Raw genomic sequence first — 17,047 nt, forward strand, 5'->3', positions numbered from 1 at the left:
GGTGCTGGTCGAGCGGATCGCCCGCAAGCACCTGGAGGTCCTCGCACTGGCCGCGAGCGAGGGTGGGTGACGAATGTCACACCGCCCTGATCGGGTCCCGTCGCTGAGATCGTGACCCTGTCAGGGAAGACGCTTTACCTCGCGAATGGCATGGGTAATGTATACGGCGGGTGCAGTGGGTGAGTGGTCGTAGGAGGCCGCAGTGCAGGTCAAGAAGGTTCTGACATACAGCGCCATTGCTTTTGTGGCGTTCTACCTCTTCACAAGACCGGGTGACGCAGCGAACACAGTTAGGGGCGCCATGGACACCATGTTCAACGCGGCCAATTCTCTGGCCCAATTCGTATCCCATCTGTCATGAGGCTGGTGACCCACGGGGACTCGGCTCCCGCGTCGGTCAACCGCTACCTACTCCCCCACGAGCAACAAGTAATCATGGTGCGGCTTCACCCGGCCGTACTGCTGCGCCCCATCGCCGAGGTCTTCGGTGGCCTGATCCTGGCCGGCCTGCTCAGCAGGTGGTTCGGGGGACAGAGCTCCGGAGGCACCGCCCTGGTGATCGTCTGGTGGGCTTGGCTCCTCCTTTTGATCCGTTTTGTGTGGAAAGTGGCGGAATGGTCGGTTGAGCATTTCATCGTCACCTCCAAGCGTGTGCTGCTCACCACGGGCCTGATCACACGCAAGGTCGACATGATGCCCCTCGGCAAGGTGACCGACATGAGTTTCCAGCGCTCACTGCTCGGTCGCATGCTGGGATACGGCGAGTTCGTCCTGGAGTCGGCGGGTCAGGACCAGGCCCTCTCAAGGATCAACTTCATCCCCTATCCGGAGACCATCTACCTAGAGGTGTGTCAGATGCTCTTCCCCGGCGGCAACGATTCGGATGATTAGTGCCCCTATGTCCCGTATGACATAGGGGCCCGAAGAGTCCGCAGGTGGATTCTCTTCACGTGGGGTTACCGATTCGACTGCTTCGTGCAATCATGGCGGGAACATTGACCATCCCCCGCCCTGAGAGATCAGATGCCGAGTCAGGGAACCATCGGTGACCGCGTCCGCGGACTGCGGCTGAGTAGGCGCATGTCTCAGGCCCAGCTGGCAGGGCCTGACCTCTCCGACAGTTATGTCTCCCTCATCGAGTCCGGCAAGCGCACGCCGACCCCCGTGGTCGCGCGGCTTCTCGCCGAACGGCTGGGGTGCACTACCGAGTTCTTGCTGCACGGGATCGAGCCGCGCCAACGGATCGACACCGAGCTTGGCCTGCGTCACGCGGAGCTTGAGCTGCAGCACGGCGACCCCGGGGTCGCCGCGGAACGGTTCGGCGAGATCGTCAAGGTCGCCGGCGAGGAGAACGCCATGCTGGCCGCGCACGCGCGGCTGGGGCGGGCTCGCTCGCTGGAGGCCCAGGACCGAGTCGGACCAGCGGTAGAGGCGTTCGAGCGGCTCCGCCGCGAGGCCGCCGCGCACCCCGAACGGCTGGCAGACCTTCCTCTGACGGTCGCGCTGAGCCGCTGCTACCAGCGCGCGGGCGACACGCTTCGCGCGCATGATCTGGCCATCTACGCCCTCAGCCAGGTCAACCACCTGGCGTTGACGCAGGGCGAGATCGCGATCGAACTGGCCGCCGCGCTGGTGGAGACCGAGGCTGCCAGGCCCCAGTCTCCCGGCCTGTCGTATGTCAGGCACATCCTGGCGGTCAACGGCGTTCCCTCGGTGGTCAACCGCACCGCCGAGATCCACTCCCTCTGGCAGGCGAGCGTCGCCGCGGCGGAGGGTGAGGACTCGGCACTGGCGGTACGCCTGGCCGACGACGCCATCGCGACCGGCCGACCCGCCCGGATGGCCTTCAGGCTGGCCGGGATCGCACTGGAATGGGCGAGACTCACGGTCTCTCTCGGAAGCGCCTCCCTCTCCGAGGAGGTCTACGAGTTGGCCACCGCTGCCAGCGGGGTCTTCGCCACGTTCGACGAGAAGGTCAACGAGTACGCGGGAAGCCTCGTGGTCCTGGCCCGCCTCCAGCTCGGGAGCGGTAACCCGGACGGCGCGGTCAACCTGGCCTCGTCCGCCCTCGACACGCTGTCCGGCCAGGCCAGCCCCACCGCCGCCGCCGCGCACCTGGTCCTTGCCCAGGCCGCGCTCTCGCGGGGGGAGGGTGAGGTTCTGTCACGGCTGAACACCGCGGGGGAGCTTCTTCACGCCCTGCGTTCGGAGCGGTCCAATCCCGACCGTGAGGTCGCGCGTGCCTGGCGTGAGCTGGGTGACCTCTACGGCAGGGTCGGCGCGGGAGAAGAGCAGACCAGCGCGTATCGTAAGGCTCTTGAGGCAGCGGGAGTCCGCGACGCGATGGTGGGAATGACGGTCGATTCGACACTGGTTCGATAAAGCAATCCGCCTCCTCCGGCGTTCCGGATTTGTTTTTCTGCCTCCGGAATAACTAGGGTCTACCAGTCATTGAATCATAGGATGATTGGCTTCTCCGGAGGAGGCGGACTGTGAGTCTGCGTACGGCGCAGCGGGCGTCTCTCGTTGACCAGGTGATCGACCAGCTCAAAGAGCAGATCACGTCGAACTCCTGGAAGATGCACACGAAGATTCCCACCGAGACCGTGCTCGCGGAGCAGCTCGGGGTCGGACGCAACACCGTGCGTGAGGCGGTAAGGGCACTCACCCACGCAGGCCTGCTCGAATGCCGCCAGGGCGACGGAACCTACGTCCGCGCCACGAGCGAACTCTCCGGCGCCATGCTGCGACGGCTACGCGCCGCCGAGCAGCTGGAGATCCTGGAGGTACGGCGCGCACTTGAGGTCGAGGCCGCCAAGCTGGCCGCGACGCGGCGGACCGAGGCCGACATCGCCCACATCGAGGCCGCCCTCGCCGAGCGGGAGCAGGCTTGGGAGTCGGGCGAGCCGACCGCCTTCGTCGAGGCCGACCTCGCCTTCCACGTCGCCGTCGTCCAGGCGACCCACAACCGGGTCATGATCGACCTCTACCAGGACTTCTCCGCCGCGCTACGGGCCAGCATCACCGCCGCGGGCACCTCGCTCAACAGCACCTACATCCCGCACGACGCCATCGCCCGCGCCATCATGGCGGGCGACGCCGCCGCCGCCGAGCGCGCCGGTCACGCGTGCATGGAACACATCCTGATCGCTCTGACCGAGGCCCAGGAACTCACCAGCTGACCTTCACCCGGCGCGGCGGACGCCGCCNNCCGGGTGCTTCCTGTTCGGGTCGGGGCCTCAGGCGGCCAGGCGCAGGGACATCACGAGATAGCGGAAGGCAGGCTCGGCGTCTCCGGGCACCTCGGTGATGAGGGCGGGCCGGCTGGGCGTCTGCATGTTGAGCCGTACGAACTCGGTCTCGACGCCGCTCAGGCCGTCCAGCAGGAAGTGCGACTGGAAGGCGATCTGGATCTCCTCGCCGAACAGCTCGGCCTCCAGCACCTCGGTGCCCCGGCCGATGTCGCCGCCGCCCGCCTGGATGAGCACCTGTCCCTGGCCGAAGGTGAGCCTGATCGCGGTGTTGCGCTCGGCGACCAGCGCGACCCGCTTGATCGCCTCGACGAACGGGGCGGCCCGCACGTCCGCCCTGATCGGCCACTCGTCGGTCAGCCGTGCCCGGTAGTCGATGAACTGCTCGTCGAGCAGGCGGACCGTGGTGCTCCTGCCGACGCTCTCGAACCCGGCGACTCCCTCGCCCAGGCCGATCGAGACCTCTCCGCCGCGCAACGACCTGGCCACCTCGACGAGCACCCGGGCCGGGACCATGGCCGCGGCCGTGGCACCCGGCTGCTCGGGGCGCCAGTCGAACTCCCTGGCGGCGATGCGGTAGCGGTCGGTGGCGGCCATGGTCACGCGTTCGCCCGCGATGTCGAAGCGGACGCCGGTCAGCATGGGGAGGGTCTCGTCACGGCTGGCGGCGGGCGCCACCTGGCCGACCGCGCTCGCGAAGACCCCGCCGCCGACCGCCCCGATCTTCGGCGGGGCCTTGGGCAGCGACGGGAAGTCCTCAACGGGCATGGTGAGCAGGCCGAACTCGGCACTTCCGCAGGTCAGCACCGCTTCGGACCCGTCGGTGACGATCTCGACCGGCTGGGCGGGCAGGCTCCGGGTGATCTCGGCGAGGATGCGGCCCGGGATGAGCACCCTGCCGGGCTCGGCGACCTCGGCCTCGATCGTGGCGCGGGCGGAGACGTCGTAGTCGAAGGCCGACAACACCAGGTCCTCGGCGTCGGCCTCAAGCAGCAGACCGGAGAGCACGGGAACGGCCGGGCGGGTCGGCAGGGCACGAGCGGCCCAGACCACGGCGTCGGCCAGGACATCACGGTTGACCCGGAACTTCACCTGAGCATCCCTTCGTCCCGAACGGCACCACCACATGCGGTGGCCGTACTCCGGAGAACGGTAGCCGGTCCTACCGACAAAGCACTGATACTGACATATCACTCAGTCGGCCGGTGGTCACGCTGCGTTCCCGCGCGGCGGAACGTCCCAGGCTCCCGGTCTCACGCCGAGGGGGTCCAGCCGGGGGTGCGTCCGAGTACGGCGAGGACACGGTCGAAGCCCGGCGTTTCGTCGTCGACGGGCAGGCCCGGCTGGAAGGCGGCTCCCGGCCTGGTGCGCCGTTCGTCGTCGGGGACGGCCAGGGCGATCGGCCAGGCGGCCTCGACAAGCTCCGGGTCGGGCCGATAGTCGGCGCCGATCGAGCGGGCCACGTCCCAGGCGTGCACCAGGTAGTCGATGAAGTGGAAGCCGATGGCCTGCCGGGCAGGAAATACCAGTCCCCGGGGGGCGAACTCGGGCAGCGTGAACCCCCGTTCGAGCACACCGTCCTCGGCGAACGCCGCCAGCACGTCCTCCGCCGCCTTGGTGTAGAGCTGGACGGCGTCGTCACCGAGCGGCCTGACCTTCCAGACCTCCAGGTCGGCTCCGGTGCCCCTGGCCGCGGCGGCGAACCCGTGGTGCTGGACGGTCATGTGGGCGAGCAGGTCGGCCACCGTCCATCCCGCGCACGGTGTCGGCCTGTCGAGATCGTCGATCGTCACCGCGGCGACCACGTCCACGCTGTCCCGCACCGCTCGCCGGTCGAACTCCTGAATGCTCACGAAGCCCCCTCAGATGTGTTGATCACAGCATCCATCATCACGGCCGTCCCACCCATGGTGGATCGGCGGTACCCACCGAGGGGGCTCGGTGGGTACCGCCGGAACCGGATCGTCAGTCGACGATCGTCACCGTGGCGTACTGGTATCTCGTGGTGCCGTTCTCGTCACCCCAGTGGTACCGGCCGGTCATGACCTGGCCCGCGTTCGCCCGCCACGAGTGCCTGCTCTCCTTGAGGTCGCCGCTCCACGCGGGGGAGGAGAAGCGCACCTGCCTGCCCTGCCAGAAGAACATGGCCGCGAGGTACTTCGTGGAACCGTTCTCGTCGCCCGAGTGCCACCTGCCGATGACGGCCTGGTCGTTCGGCGCGGTGTAGGACGACCGGCTCTCCTTCAGGCCCGCGCTCCACAGTCCCTTCACCACGTTCTGGACCGGCTGGTCGTTGATGGTGATCGTGCTGCAGTAGTAGGTGGTGGAGCCGTTCTCGTCCCCGGAGTGGGAACGGCCGGTCATCACCTCGTTGCCGGGACAGGTGAACCACACCCCGGCCGACTCCTTCACGGTCGAGGTGTGGCTGAGCTGGACCTTGACCGTCACGTCCAGGGCGGTCGGCGCCGCGGACGCGGGAGCCGCGGTCAGGGTGGCCAGCGCGGCCGCCGCGAGCGCGGCGGGCAAAGCCTTCTTGTACACGTTCATGTTCTCCGGCTTTCGTTCCGACAGGGTTCGGTGCTGTGCCAAGAGCGCGTGTGTTGACGGCTCGCGCCATCCCCGGATGTCGTCCGTGGACGCCGGGTGGGAGGCGTCGCCGGGATGGCGATCTCATGGTGGCCGTCGCCGTACCGACGGATCGTCCCTCTGCCGGACGAGCGGCGATCCGTCCCGGGGGTTATCCCGGGACCCCTCCGTGGGTGATCACAGCGGCGGGAGAACACGGTGTTCCTGATCAGGCTGTAGGCGCGGGCCGAGCAGGGGAACGCCGAACGCGGACACGGGGTCCGTGCGCGCTCAGACTCACCCCTCGCGTAAGGCTGAGCGCGCACGGACCCGGGTGGACGTCTGTGGCTCCGGACCGGCTACGCGCCGAGGCGTTCGACGGTGAAGGACGCCAGGAAGCCCAGGGTGGCGATGAGGCCGGTGAAGAGATGAGCGCGTTCGAAGGCCTCGGGGATCATCGTGTCGGCGACCATGGTGAGGATCGCCCCTGCGGCCACGGCGGTGATCACCGAGACGGTCGCGGGTGAGGCGTCCTGGAGGGTGAGGTGGCCGACGAGGGCCGCCAGCCCGCTCACCAGGGCGATGCCGCCCCAGACCCCGAAGACGTACGGCGCGCCGCGCCCGGCCTGCTTCATGCCCGCCGCGCTGGAGAGCCCCTCGGGAACGTTGGAGATGAAGACGGCCCCCAGGACCGCGATCCCGACGCCCCGGCCGTCGAGCAGTGACAGGCCGAGCACGACCGACTCGGGGACTCCGTCGAGCAGGGCGCCGACGGCGATGGCCGTACCGCTGCCCTGGATGTCGCCCTCGGACGGCTGCCTGTCGCCGGAGCGTTTGCGGTGGCGGGCGCCGTACCGGGCGAGGAGGGTGTTGGCCGCGACGTAGGCGCAGGCGCCGGCGAGAAAGCCGACCGCCGTGGGGAGGAGCCCTCCTGAGCGTTCGGCCTCGTCGACGAGCTCGAAGGACAACGCCGAGATCAGCACGCCCGCGCCGAAGGCCATGATCCCGGCGATGATCACGGCCGGGACCCGTACCAGCCAGGCGACCGCCGCCCCCACGACGAGGGCTCCCCCGGCGGCGGTTCCCCACAGACCTGCCTGAAGCCACTGCGGCACGGCCGTCTCCCCCATCCCGCGTCGGGCGACATTTCCCAGGAACGGGTAATGAATGTCCCATATTCTCGCGAGGTGGGGGAGCGTGGTCAGATGCCCCGTACCGAGGCGATGGTGAAGGGGGTCCGCGGGGTTCCCGAGCCGAGTGGGCCGCCCTTGTCGAACTGGGAGCGGACCACGTAGAGCGTGCCGTTCCCGAACGCCAACGTCGTCGGGAGTTGGAGGGCCTCGTCGGTCAGCCGCCTCTCGACCCTGGCCGCGGCGCCGTCCCGTGTCACCTTCCAGCGACTGATGGTGTTCTCGGTGTTGTGGACCACCCAGAGCCTGCCGCCCCGCAGTTCGAGCCCGTCGGCGTGCAGCGTGTCGCCTCCGGTCAGCGTCACCCTGCGGATCGCTCCTGAGGCGATGTCGAGGCGGTACAGGTCGCCACCGGTCATGTCGGCGGCCAGCAGGTAGCGCCCCGAGGGGTCGGCGACGATCCCGTTGAGGGTGAACGCGTCGGGCCCGTGGGGGTCGAGGGCCTCGCCCAGGTCGAAGCGGACGGTGAGCGTCGTCCTGCCTCCGGCCGCCACCTGACGCGGCGTGACGCGGTAGACCACGGAGCGGACGCTGTCGGTGAGGTAGGCGCTGCCGTCCGGGGCGATGGCGAGGTCGTTGACGAAGGCCGGGTCGTCCGGGGCCTGCCCGGGGACGTCGAAGCTCGCCAGCAGGCGTCGGGTGCGCGTGTCGTAGACCGAGACCCCGGTCGTCGAGTCGGTGACCCACAGCCGTCCCGCCCGGTCGACCTTGAGTCCGTTGGCGGTGTCACGCCCGTCGGCGCCCGCGGGCAGGAAGACCTGGGCCACCCGGTGACCCGGTGTCATCTTGAAGACCGTGCCGTCGGTGTAGGAGCCGGCGTAGAGGTCGCCGGTGCGCGGATCCACGGCGACGCCCTCGGGGTAGACCCGGTCGCCGGGAAGTTCGTACGCGGTGGAGATCCGTGCCCGCGTGATCTGGTCTGTCGTGGTCGGCGCACCGGAGGCGGGCAGCGCGGGGGTGAGGGAGAGCAGCGCGGTGAGGGTCGTGGCCGCGGCGGCCACGATCAGACGAGGCGAAGACATGGCGCCCTTCTGTTCGGCTTCACATGATTGACAGAGTCGTATTGCTTGTTCGGACACGAACTCTAGTTAGAACTCTAATGGTCGTCAACGCTTTAATTCACGGGTTGTTACCATGCGGAGATGACCGAGTTGCCGCTCTCCGAGCGCCTGGGCTCCCACCTCAAGCGCGCTGAGCAGGCGCTCAACGCGGCCAAGAACGCCGCGCTGAAGCAGGCCGGGCTGACCGTGTCGCAGTACGCGGCGCTGCTGCACCTTTCCGCCAGCCCCGGCATCTCGGCCGCCGCGCTGGCCAGGGCGTGCGCGGTCACCCCGCCGACGATGAACACCGTGCTCAAGAACCTCCAGGAGCACGGCCTGATCGAGCGCACCCCGCACGAGTGGCACAGGAACGTCCTGGAGACCCGCCTCACCGAGAAGGGCGAACAGGTGCTGGCCGCGGCCGACCCCCGCGCGGTGCGTGTCGAACGGGGGCTCGCCGCGAAGTTCACCCCCGAGGAACGCGAGACGCTGATCACCCTGCTGGGCCGCTGCGTCGAGTTCCTGGAGGCCGCCCGCACGGCTCCCGAGCCCGAGTCGTAGCGAAACTCCCTCCGGACGGAAAAAGGGCGAACCATTTTCTTTCCAGCGGCCACCCTTTTCTGGTTCAGGCTTTTTCCGTGGTACGGGATTTCCTCCTGTGGTTCGCCGTCAACGGCTTCCACCCGCCGACCACCCGACCGTACGGCCTGCCTGACCTGCCTTATCGCGCGCCGAGCCGGCGATTCTCCATGCCGTTGGGGTGGCCTCCCGGCGACGAGGAATCGTTGACTTGTGACGTTGTCGTATTTAGTGTTTGGGTATTCTCCGGCGAATGTTCGACAACGGGGAGCCGTGGTTCTTACGGCCCCTGATCATCGGTGGCAGGGGCGACCCCCATGGCGGTGGAGCCGCCGGTTCGGCCTCCGGAACGCGACGACCCCGTCCGCCGCCGTGTGCTCGTCCCGGCCCGCGTCAATCCGCTCGACCTCCAGGGAGCGTCCGCATGGCCATTTCCTCTTCACCCATCGTCCTGGACCCCTACGGAAGCGACGTTCCCGGTGAGGTGTCCCGGCTGCGTGCCCTGGGCACCGTGGTCAAGGTCGAACTTCCCGGTGGCGTGCCCGTCTGGGCCATCACCCGCCACGACCTGCTCAAACAGGTCATTCTCGACCCCCGGGTCAGCAAGGACCCGCAGCGGTACTGGAGCCTGTGGCCGCAGGTCGACGAACGGCCCGAGTGGGGCTGGCTCAACCTGTGGATCGGCATGCGGAACCTGGTCAACGCCTCCGGCATGGAGCACCGGCGACTGCGCAACCTCGTCGCCCCCAGCTTCACCGGCCGCCGGACCCTCGCCATGCGGCCGATCATCGAGCGGATCACCGCCGAGCTGATCGACGACCTCACCAGACTGCCCGCCGACCAGGTCGTCGACCTGCGCGTCGCCTACGCCCACCCGATGCCGCTGCGGGTGATCTGCGAGTTGTTCGGCGTCCCCGACGACATGCGTCCCGAGGTCGCCTGGATCTCCACGGCCTTCATCGACAGTGCCGCGACCGCTGAGGAGGCGGCCGAGACCTCGGCCAGGATCAGGACGTTCTTCCCCGCCCTGATCGCCCACAAGCGCGAGCACCCCGGGGACGACCTGACCACGGAGCTGATCAACGCCCGTTACGAGGACGACCGGCTGAGCGACGACGAGCTGCGCGACACCCTGCTGGCCCTCCTCGGTGCCGGGCACGAGACCACCGTCGACCTGATCGACAGCACGGTCCACGCCCTGCTCACCCACCCCGAGCAGCTACGCCGGATCCGGGAGGGGGAGGTCACCTGGGAGGCGGTGATCGAGGAGGCCCTGCGCTGGGCGCCGCCGGTCGCCAACTTCCCGTTGCGGTACGCCACGGAGCCCATCGACGTGGACGGGGTGCGCATTCCCGCGGGTGACGCCATCCTCGCGACCTACTTCGCCGCGGGCCACGACCCGCACCAGCACGGCGAGGACGCCGACCGCTTCGACGTGGCCAGACCCCCGGCCGAACACCTGGCCTTCGGCGTCGGCGTACACCACTGCATCGGCGCCCCCCTGGCCCGTCTTGAGGCCGTCATCGCCCTGCCCGCCCTGTTCGACCGCTTCCCCGACCTCGCCCTGGCCCAGGAAACCCCCACCCCGAACCGCCTCCCCTCCCTGGTCATCAACGGCCTGAGCGAACTCCCCCTCCGCCTGGGCCACCCCTCCAAGAAGTGAGGAGTGCCGGCTTGGGCGCGTCGGTGCTTGGACTGAGGAGAGAGGGAGCGAAGCGGACGAACGACGAGGGAAAGCACCGACTCAGGGCGCCCAAGCCCGCGACGCCGAAGGCGTCGCAAAGAGAAACGGTCCGGGCGCGCCGACGCTTGGACTGAGGAGCGAAGGAGCGAAGCGGATGAGCGACGAGGGAAAGCGTTGGCTCGAAGCGCCCGGACCCGCGACGCCGAAGGCGGCGCCATGTCACCTAGCGGCGTTGAGATAAGCCAGCACCGCCAGTACCCGCCGGTTGTCGTCGTCCGACGGGGACAGGCCGAGTTTGGTGAAGATGCCCGCGGTGTGTTTGCCGACCGCGCTCTCGCTGAGGTAGAGCCGTTGGGAGATGGCCGCGTTCGAGCGGCCCTCGGCCATCAGTTCGAGCACCTCCCGTTCGCGGGGGGTCAGTTCGCCGAGCGGTTCGTGCCTGGCCGTACTGGCCAGGAGTTTCGCGATCACTTCGGGGTCCATGGCGGTGCCGCCCGCGGCGACCCGCCGTACCGCGTCGATGAACTGTTCGGCGTTGAACACCCGGTCCTTGAGCAGGTAGCCGATGGCGCCGGAGCCGTCGGCGAGGAGTTCGCGGGCGTAGAGCTGTTCGACGTGTTGGGACAGGACGAGGATCGGCAGTCCGGGTACGGCTCTGCGGGCGGTCAGTGCCGCCTGCAGGCCCTCGTCGGTGAACGTGGGCGGGAGCCGTACGTCGACCACGGCGACGTCGGGGCGCAGGGTGGTCAGGGCGGTGAGCAGTTCGGGGCCCGATTCGACGGCCGCGATGACCTCGAAGTCGTGGGCTTGGAGCAGGTGGACCAGTCCGTCTCTCAGGAGGTAGAGGTCTTCGGCGATGACGACTCTGGGGTGCACCGGTCCCACTTTAGAGGGGTCCGTTCCTGAGTTCGTGCTTGTGGGCGTGGGCGACGGGGATGCCGATGGCCAGGCCGTACAGGGACATTCCGAGGAGGATGTTGAAGATGATCATCGGCCACTGCAGCGGTTCGGGCAGGTAGAGCGCGAGGAACCAGCTTCGTTCCTCAACGCCGACGATCTTGAGGATCATGGTGACCAGGCCCTGGGGGAACAGGGGGAGCCAGCCGACGCACCAGCCGACCGCGACGACCGCGTACTTCCACGGCGGCATGGAGGGCGTGTTCCCCTGCGGTGTGGCCAGCGCGTAGGGCACGTCGATCGTGGCCGTGGTGGGGCCGCCGGGCGGGCTGCTGAGGGCGAGCACCCCGTCGAAGGCCGCCAGCCGTCGTTCGATGCCGTTCAGACCGCTGCCGCGGGCGGGGTCGGCGCCGCCGGAGCCGTCGTCGGTGACGGTGACGCGCAGTGCCCTGCCCTGGCCGCTGATGTCGATCCAGACGCGGTCCGCACCGCCGTGTCTGGCGGCGTTGGTGAGCAGTTCGCTGACCGAGAAGTAGACCGCGGACTCGACGGGCGCCTCGGGACGTGTCTTGAGGTCCACGGTGACCTTGATTTTCAGCGGGCTGTCCAGCGCCAGCGCCCTGATGGCGTCACCGAGTCCCCGTTCGGCCAGGACCGGCGGGTGGATGCCCCTGACCAGGTCACGTAGTTCGGTGAGGGCGGTCGACGAGGCCTCGCGCGACTTGGCCAGCAGCGCCTTGGCGGCCTGGGGGTCCTTGTCGACCAGTTCCTCGACCGCGCCGAGAGTCATGCCGATGGCGACAAGTCTGGCCTGGGCGCCGTCGTGCAGGTCACGTTCGATCCGCCGTAGTTCGGCGGCCTGGGAGTCGACCGCGTCCAGCCTGACCTGGTTGAGCCGTCTGACCTTGCCGGCCAGCACGGATCTGGCGGTGGGCCCGAGCAGCAGCCTGTTCCACCAGCCGTAGAAGCGCAGCAGCCACGGTGTCGCCGCGACGCCGAGGACAGCGATGACGAGCCCGAGGGGGGCGGCCTGCGGCGCCCAGCGCCAGGGCAGGGTCAGTCCGTAACCGGCCATGAACAGGGGCACCACCACCAGGCTGCCGCCGACGATCGGGTTGAGCAGGAGCCAGGCCGTGTCACGCCAGGTGGCGGGGTCGGTGAATATCCACTTCGTCCGGTTGTTCCACTCGGGCCACCACGGTGTCTTGTAGAGCTGGCGCTGGTAGCGGTACCAGCCGTCGGGCTGGGGCCTGACCGGCGGAGGGGGCGGCAGGTACGGCGGGAGCACCTCGGTGCCGAGCCACCTGCCCGTCAGCCTTCTGGCCATGGCCGTACGCCATCGGATCACCCTGATCACGGGCGGGAAGAAGAAGATCATTCCGATGATGGTGAGCAGCCCGGCGAACATGCTCATCACGAGCAGTACAAGGTCCGCCAGGGTCATCGTCCCCATCGCCAGGGCTCTGCCGACTGCCACCATGTGTCGCCTCATGGATATGAGTGTCGGCGATCCGAACTGGACATCCAATGACAACAACTCCCCTTCGGGGTGTAGAAAACCCCACCTTCGTCGTGTATCCAAACGGCTTCTGCGTTCCGGGCCAGGTTTCCTAGCGTCGTCGGCATGAAGGTGATCGAGGTCAACGGCCTCAGAAAGAAGTACCGCGACCGGTTCGTGGTCGACGGCGTGTCCTTCTCCGTCGAGGAGGGGGAGATCTTCGGCGTCCTCGGCCCGAACGGCGCCGGCAAGTCGACCACCGTCGAGTGCGTCGCGGGGCTGCGCGTCCCGGACGCCGGAACCGTGAAGGTGCTGGGTGGCCTTCATCGTGCCGAGATCAAGGAGCGGCTCGGCGTCCAGCTGCAGAGCTCCGCCATGCCCGCGAAGATCAAGGTGTGGGAGGCGATGGAGCTGTACGCCTCCTTCTACCGGGAGCCCGCCGACTGGCGCGCGCTGATCGAGCGGGTCGGGCTCGCCGAGAAGCGGAACGCGCGGTACGCCACTCTCTCCGGCGGTCAGAAGCAGCGGCTCTCCATCGCGCTGGCGCTGGTCGGCAACCCCAAGGTGGCGATCCTCGACGAGCTGACCACCGGCCTCGACCCGCAGGCCCGCCGGGACACCTGGGAGCTCATCGAGCAGATCAGGGCGGACGGGGTGACGATCCTGCTGGTCACCCACTTCATGGAGGAGGCGGAACGGCTCTGTGACCGGCTCGCGCTGATCGACGCGGGCAGGCTGGTCGCGGTGGACAGCCCCGACGGGCTGATCGCGCGGGTCAGTGACTCCCAGCGGGTCACCTTCCGCGCCCCCGCCCTCTTCGACACGGCGCCGCTCACCGACCTGCCCCAGGTCAGCGGAGTACGGCGGGACGGCGCCAGGGTCGAGGTCACGGGAAGCGGTGAGCTGCTGCTGGCGGTCACGACCGCCCTGGCCATGGCCGGGGTCGTCCCCAAGGACCTGCGGGCCGAGCAGGCCACTCTCGACGACGCGTTCCTCGCCCTCACCGGAAAGAAGATCTCCACGTGAACAAGATGATCATTATGGAGGCGAAGCTCTTCCTCCGTGACCCGGCGGGGCCGATCTTCGCGATCCTGCTGCCGCTTGGACTGCTGCTGGGGCTGGGCAGCATTCCCTCCTTCCAGGAGGCGAGTGCCGAGATGGGCGGGCAGCGGGTGATCGACACCCAGTTGCCGGGCATGATGGTGATCCTGTCCGTGGTGACGATGGCGTTGTCCGCACTGCCCGCCGTACTGGTGGCCTATCGGGAGAGCTGCATTCTGCGCCGGTTGTCCACCACGCCGGTGCCACCGGTTCGGCTGCTGATCGCCCAGGTGGTCAACAACATCGGTGTCGCGGTGCTGTCGACCGTGTTGCTGATCGTGCTGGGCCACGTGACCATCGGGGTTCCCCTGCCGGGGAACCCGCTGGCCTTCGTCGGGGTGTTCCTGCTGGGCACCGCCTCGCTGCTCGGCCTCGGCCTGCTGATCGCGGCGGTCGCGCCGAGCGTGAAGTCGGCGTCGGGGATCGGCTCGCTGCTGATGTTCCCGCTGCTGTTCGTCGGGGGCATGTGGATTCCCCGCGAGATGCTGCCCGACCTGGTGCGCCGGATCGGTGACTTCCTGCCGCTGGCGCCGTTCGCCCAGGCACTGCGTGACACGTGGGCGGGGCACGCGCCGCAGCCGCTGCACCTGGTGGTGATGGCGGGGACCGTACTGGTCACGGTGACACTGGCGATCCGGCTGTTCCGCTGGGAGTAGGTACGGGTACGGCCCGCGCGCGGGGGCGTGGGCCGTACTTTTATTTGACCGTTCGTTCCAGATAGGCGTAGCCTTCTCCCCATGGCGAGGACGAAGGAGTTCGACCCGGAGGTCGCCCTTGAGGCGGCTCTCCAGCTGTTCTGGGAGCGTGGCTACGAGGCGACCTCCATGAGTGACCTGGTCGACCGGCTGGGCATCGGCAGGGCCAGCCTGTACGCCACCTTCGGCGGCAAGCACGACCTCTACCTGAAGGCGCTACGGCGCTACGCGAACTCCAGGAACCCCTCGCCGGTCGAGCTGCTGTCCCAGCCCGGGGCCGCGCTGCCCGCCGTACGGGGGCTGATCGAGCTCTACACCGAGGACTCGATCGGCGACCGGCGCGGCTGCATGATCGTGAACGCGGCGGGCGAGCTCCTTCCCGGCGACGAGCGGGTCGCCGGGATCGTCGACGCCAACTGGACCTGCCTGGAGACGGCGCTGACCTCGGCGCTCATCAGGGCGCGGGCGCAGGGGGAACTGCCCGCCGACCGCGATCCCGTGGCGCTCGCCCGGTTCCTGCTGGTCTTCCTGCAGGGGCTGCGGTTGACGGCCAAGGGCCGGTCCGCTCCGGAACGGCTGCGCGACGCGGCCGCTCAGGCACTCAAAATTCTTGACTGATAGTTCCAATATGGAGGGGACATGAGGTTCCACGACAAGGTCGTCCTGGTCACCGGGGGCGGGTCGGGCATCGGCAGGGCCGTCGCCCTCGGCTTCGCCAGGGAGGGCGCCCAGGTGGTGGTCTCCGGCCGTGGACGCGAGGCCCTTGAGCAGACCGTGAAGCTGGCCGACGCCAACGCCGACGCCGACACCGACGGTGGCCGGATCGCCGCGCTGACCGCGGACGTCACCGACTCGGCCTCCGTCGCCGCGCTGGTCGGCGAGATCGTCGGCCGATACGGCAGGCTGGACGTCGCGGTCAACAACGCCGGGGTGCTGGCCACGGGCAAGGTCGCCGACCAGCCGGAGGATGACTTCGCCCGGGTGCTCGACGTCAATCTGACCGGCGTCTTCCTGTCGATGAAGCACGAGATCCCGGCCATGATCGCCGGGGGAGGCGGAGTGATCGTCAACTTCAGCTCGCAGATCGGCGCGCACAAGCGCCTGCCCGGGTTCGGCGCCTACGCCGCCTCCAAGGCCGCGGTGACCGCGCTGACCCGCACCGCCGCTCTGGAGTACATCGGCCAGGGCGTGCGGATCAACGCCTTCAGCCCCGGCAGTCACGACACGTCGATGTCCATGCGGCCCGGCGAGACCGAGGCCGACCGGGCCGAGCGTGTGAAGGGCCAGGTCCCCGCAGGACGCGTCGGCTCCCTCGACGAGGCGACCGGCACGGTCCTGTGGCTGGCCTCGGCCGACGCGGGGTACGTGGTCGGAGCCGACATCGTCGCCGACGGCGGTTCAACCGCCTGATCGCGCGTCGTAGGCCTCCCTGGCGTCGCGGACCTGCTCGATGTTGCCCTCCGCCCACGACTTGATGGCCAGCATGAGGACTTGGAGGTCACGGCCGAGATCGGTGAGGGCGTAGTCGACCCGCACCGGGACCGAGGGGGTGACCGTCCTTTCGACCAGGCCGTCGCGCTCCAGGCTCCGAAGGGTCTGGGTGAGCATCTTCTGGCTGACTCCGGCGATGATCCTGTCCAGGTCGCTGTAGCGCCTCGGTCCGCCGGACAGCGCGTTCAGGACCAGGCTGACCCACTTGTCGCTGATCGCGTCGAGCAGTTGCCTGGCCGGGCAGGTGGCCAGGAAGGCGTCGTATGCCACCTTCGCCTCCTGCCGCCGCTGCGCCGCCGTACGGGTGGTCATGGCGCCCCTTCCGGTGCGGTACGCACTTCCGGGTGCGTACTTCCTTATGGAGAGTAACACTCCATAGGTTCGCTTCATCGAAACCCTGAGGAGGCGATGATGCGCGCTGTGGTCGTTCGTTCGTTCGGCGGACCGGAAGTGCTTGAGATCGAGGAGGTTCCCGTCCCCGAGACGGGCGTGGGACAGGTCCGGGTCCGGGTCGAGGCGGCGGGCGTCAACCCCGTCGACGTGGCGACCAGGGCGGGAGTCCTCGTCGAAATCGGGCTCGCCGACCGGCGCGACGTGCACGGGATCGGCTGGGACCTGGCCGGGGTGGTCGAGGAGGTCGGCGCGGGCGTCACCGGGTTCGCCCCCGGCGACCGGGTCGTGGGTCTGGTCGACCGGCTCGACCTTCCCCTGGGCGCCTACGCGGAACAGGTCGTGCTGGACGCCGACGCCCTGGCCCTCATCCCCGACGGCGTCACGGCCGTACAGGCGGCCACGCTCCCGCTCAACTCCCTCACCGCCGACCAGGCCCTCGACCTGCTGGAACTGTCCGAAGGCCAGAGCGTTCTGGTCACCGGCGCCGCGGGGGCGGTCGGTGGCCACGCCGTGGAGCTGGCCGTACTGCGCGGGCTGCGGGTCGTCGCCGTCGCGGGCCAGGAGGACGAGGACCTCGTCCGCCGTCTCGGCGCCGAGTTCTTCGTGCCGCGCGGTGCCGAACTCGGCGCGGCCGTGAGGAAACTCGTGCCCGGAGGGGTCGAC

At 68.9% G+C, this 17,047-nt stretch carries 18 protein-coding genes; 10 read left to right on the plus strand and 8 right to left on the minus strand.

Annotated features, from left to right (window positions below; translation table 11 throughout):
- The first annotated feature begins 357 nt into the window (after positions 1-357).
- The 3 genes from ACFOYY_RS20335 to ACFOYY_RS20345 all read left to right on the plus strand — a co-directional run bounded on the left by ACFOYY_RS20335 (position 358) and on the right by ACFOYY_RS20345 (position 3,182).
- Complete coding sequence (locus ACFOYY_RS20335; RefSeq protein ID WP_352013681.1) at positions 358-891, plus strand: PH domain-containing protein; 534 nt, start codon at positions 358-360, stop codon at positions 889-891.
- A gap of 132 nt (positions 892-1,023) precedes the next feature.
- Positions 1,024-2,382: a helix-turn-helix domain-containing protein gene (locus ACFOYY_RS20340; RefSeq protein ID WP_386190800.1), complete on the plus strand. Its 1,359-nt coding sequence runs from the start codon at positions 1,024-1,026 to the stop codon at positions 2,380-2,382.
- A gap of 110 nt (positions 2,383-2,492) precedes the next feature.
- A complete protein-coding gene (locus ACFOYY_RS20345; RefSeq protein ID WP_352013679.1) occupies positions 2,493-3,182 on the plus strand; it encodes a FadR/GntR family transcriptional regulator in 690 nt (229 codons plus the stop codon).
- 57 nt (positions 3,183-3,239) lie between these two features.
- Here ACFOYY_RS20345 and dnaN read toward each other — a convergent pair whose 3' ends face one another.
- From dnaN to ACFOYY_RS20370, 5 genes are all read right to left on the minus strand, one after another.
- Positions 3,240-4,343, minus strand: coding sequence for a DNA polymerase III subunit beta (gene dnaN, locus ACFOYY_RS20350; RefSeq protein WP_362917230.1), 1,104 nt, complete (start codon positions 4,341-4,343; stop codon positions 3,240-3,242).
- 161 nt (positions 4,344-4,504) lie between these two features.
- Positions 4,505-5,104 (minus strand): TIGR03086 family metal-binding protein, encoded by a 600-nt coding sequence (locus tag ACFOYY_RS20355; RefSeq protein ID WP_386190804.1) that lies wholly within the window; start codon positions 5,102-5,104, stop codon positions 4,505-4,507.
- 112 nt (positions 5,105-5,216) lie between these two features.
- Positions 5,217-5,798 (minus strand): hypothetical protein, encoded by a 582-nt coding sequence (locus ACFOYY_RS20360; RefSeq protein ID WP_386190807.1) that lies wholly within the window; start codon positions 5,796-5,798, stop codon positions 5,217-5,219.
- Positions 5,799-6,175: 377 nt separating this feature from the next.
- Complete coding sequence (locus ACFOYY_RS20365; RefSeq protein ID WP_386190810.1) at positions 6,176-6,931, minus strand: ZIP family metal transporter; 756 nt, start codon at positions 6,929-6,931, stop codon at positions 6,176-6,178.
- Between the two features lie 86 nt (positions 6,932-7,017).
- Positions 7,018-8,028: an SMP-30/gluconolactonase/LRE family protein gene (locus tag ACFOYY_RS20370; protein WP_386190813.1), complete on the minus strand. Its 1,011-nt coding sequence runs from the start codon at positions 8,026-8,028 to the stop codon at positions 7,018-7,020.
- Between the two features lie 120 nt (positions 8,029-8,148).
- On the opposite strand from ACFOYY_RS20370, the gene ACFOYY_RS20375 reads away from it, so the two are divergent.
- Together ACFOYY_RS20375 and ACFOYY_RS20380 are read left to right on the plus strand one after the other, a co-directional pair.
- Positions 8,149-8,607, plus strand: a complete 459-nt coding sequence (locus ACFOYY_RS20375; RefSeq protein WP_362782026.1) for a MarR family winged helix-turn-helix transcriptional regulator — start codon at positions 8,149-8,151, stop codon at positions 8,605-8,607.
- Between the two features lie 442 nt (positions 8,608-9,049).
- The gene (locus ACFOYY_RS20380; RefSeq protein WP_386190816.1) at positions 9,050-10,288 is read left to right on the plus strand and encodes a cytochrome P450 family protein; all 1,239 of its coding nucleotides are present in this window, start codon (positions 9,050-9,052) and stop codon (positions 10,286-10,288) included.
- Between the two features lie 240 nt (positions 10,289-10,528).
- On the opposite strand, the gene ACFOYY_RS20385 is transcribed toward ACFOYY_RS20380, so the two are convergent.
- Entirely contained in the window at positions 10,529-11,185 is a 657-nt protein-coding gene (locus tag ACFOYY_RS20385; RefSeq protein ID WP_386190818.1) for a response regulator transcription factor, read from the minus strand.
- 10 nt (positions 11,186-11,195) lie between these two features.
- A complete protein-coding gene (locus ACFOYY_RS20390) occupies positions 11,196-12,698 on the minus strand; it encodes a sensor histidine kinase (protein WP_386190821.1) in 1,503 nt (500 codons plus the stop codon).
- Positions 12,699-12,830: 132 nt separating this feature from the next.
- Between ACFOYY_RS20390 and ACFOYY_RS20395 the strand changes: the two genes are divergently transcribed.
- The 4 genes from ACFOYY_RS20395 (at position 12,831) to ACFOYY_RS20410 (ending at position 15,910) form a co-directional block, all read left to right on the plus strand.
- Entirely contained in the window at positions 12,831-13,730 is a 900-nt protein-coding gene (locus ACFOYY_RS20395) for an ABC transporter ATP-binding protein (protein ID WP_386190824.1), read from the plus strand.
- A gap of 5 nt (positions 13,731-13,735) precedes the next feature.
- Positions 13,736-14,461, plus strand: coding sequence for an ABC transporter permease (locus ACFOYY_RS20400; RefSeq protein WP_386190967.1), 726 nt, complete (start codon positions 13,736-13,738; stop codon positions 14,459-14,461).
- Between the two features lie 81 nt (positions 14,462-14,542).
- A complete protein-coding gene (locus tag ACFOYY_RS20405) occupies positions 14,543-15,118 on the plus strand; it encodes a TetR/AcrR family transcriptional regulator (protein ID WP_386190826.1) in 576 nt (191 codons plus the stop codon).
- 21 nt (positions 15,119-15,139) lie between these two features.
- The gene (locus ACFOYY_RS20410) at positions 15,140-15,910 is read left to right on the plus strand and encodes an SDR family NAD(P)-dependent oxidoreductase (protein WP_386190829.1); all 771 of its coding nucleotides are present in this window, start codon (positions 15,140-15,142) and stop codon (positions 15,908-15,910) included.
- Here ACFOYY_RS20410 and ACFOYY_RS20415 read toward each other — a convergent pair.
- On the minus strand, positions 15,899-16,303 hold the full coding sequence (locus ACFOYY_RS20415; RefSeq protein ID WP_352013666.1) for a winged helix-turn-helix transcriptional regulator: 405 nt from the start codon (positions 16,301-16,303) through the stop codon (positions 15,899-15,901). The genes ACFOYY_RS20410 and ACFOYY_RS20415 overlap by 12 nt on opposite strands.
- A gap of 99 nt (positions 16,304-16,402) precedes the next feature.
- Between ACFOYY_RS20415 and ACFOYY_RS20420 the strand changes: the two genes are divergently transcribed.
- Positions 16,403-17,047 (plus strand): NADP-dependent oxidoreductase (locus ACFOYY_RS20420; RefSeq protein WP_386190833.1); only part of this gene is annotated, 645 nt, incomplete at its 3' end.

Source organism: Streptosporangium jomthongense, from assembly GCF_042650425.1.
In the GTDB taxonomy this organism is placed as follows: domain Bacteria; phylum Actinomycetota; class Actinomycetes; order Streptosporangiales; family Streptosporangiaceae; genus Streptosporangium.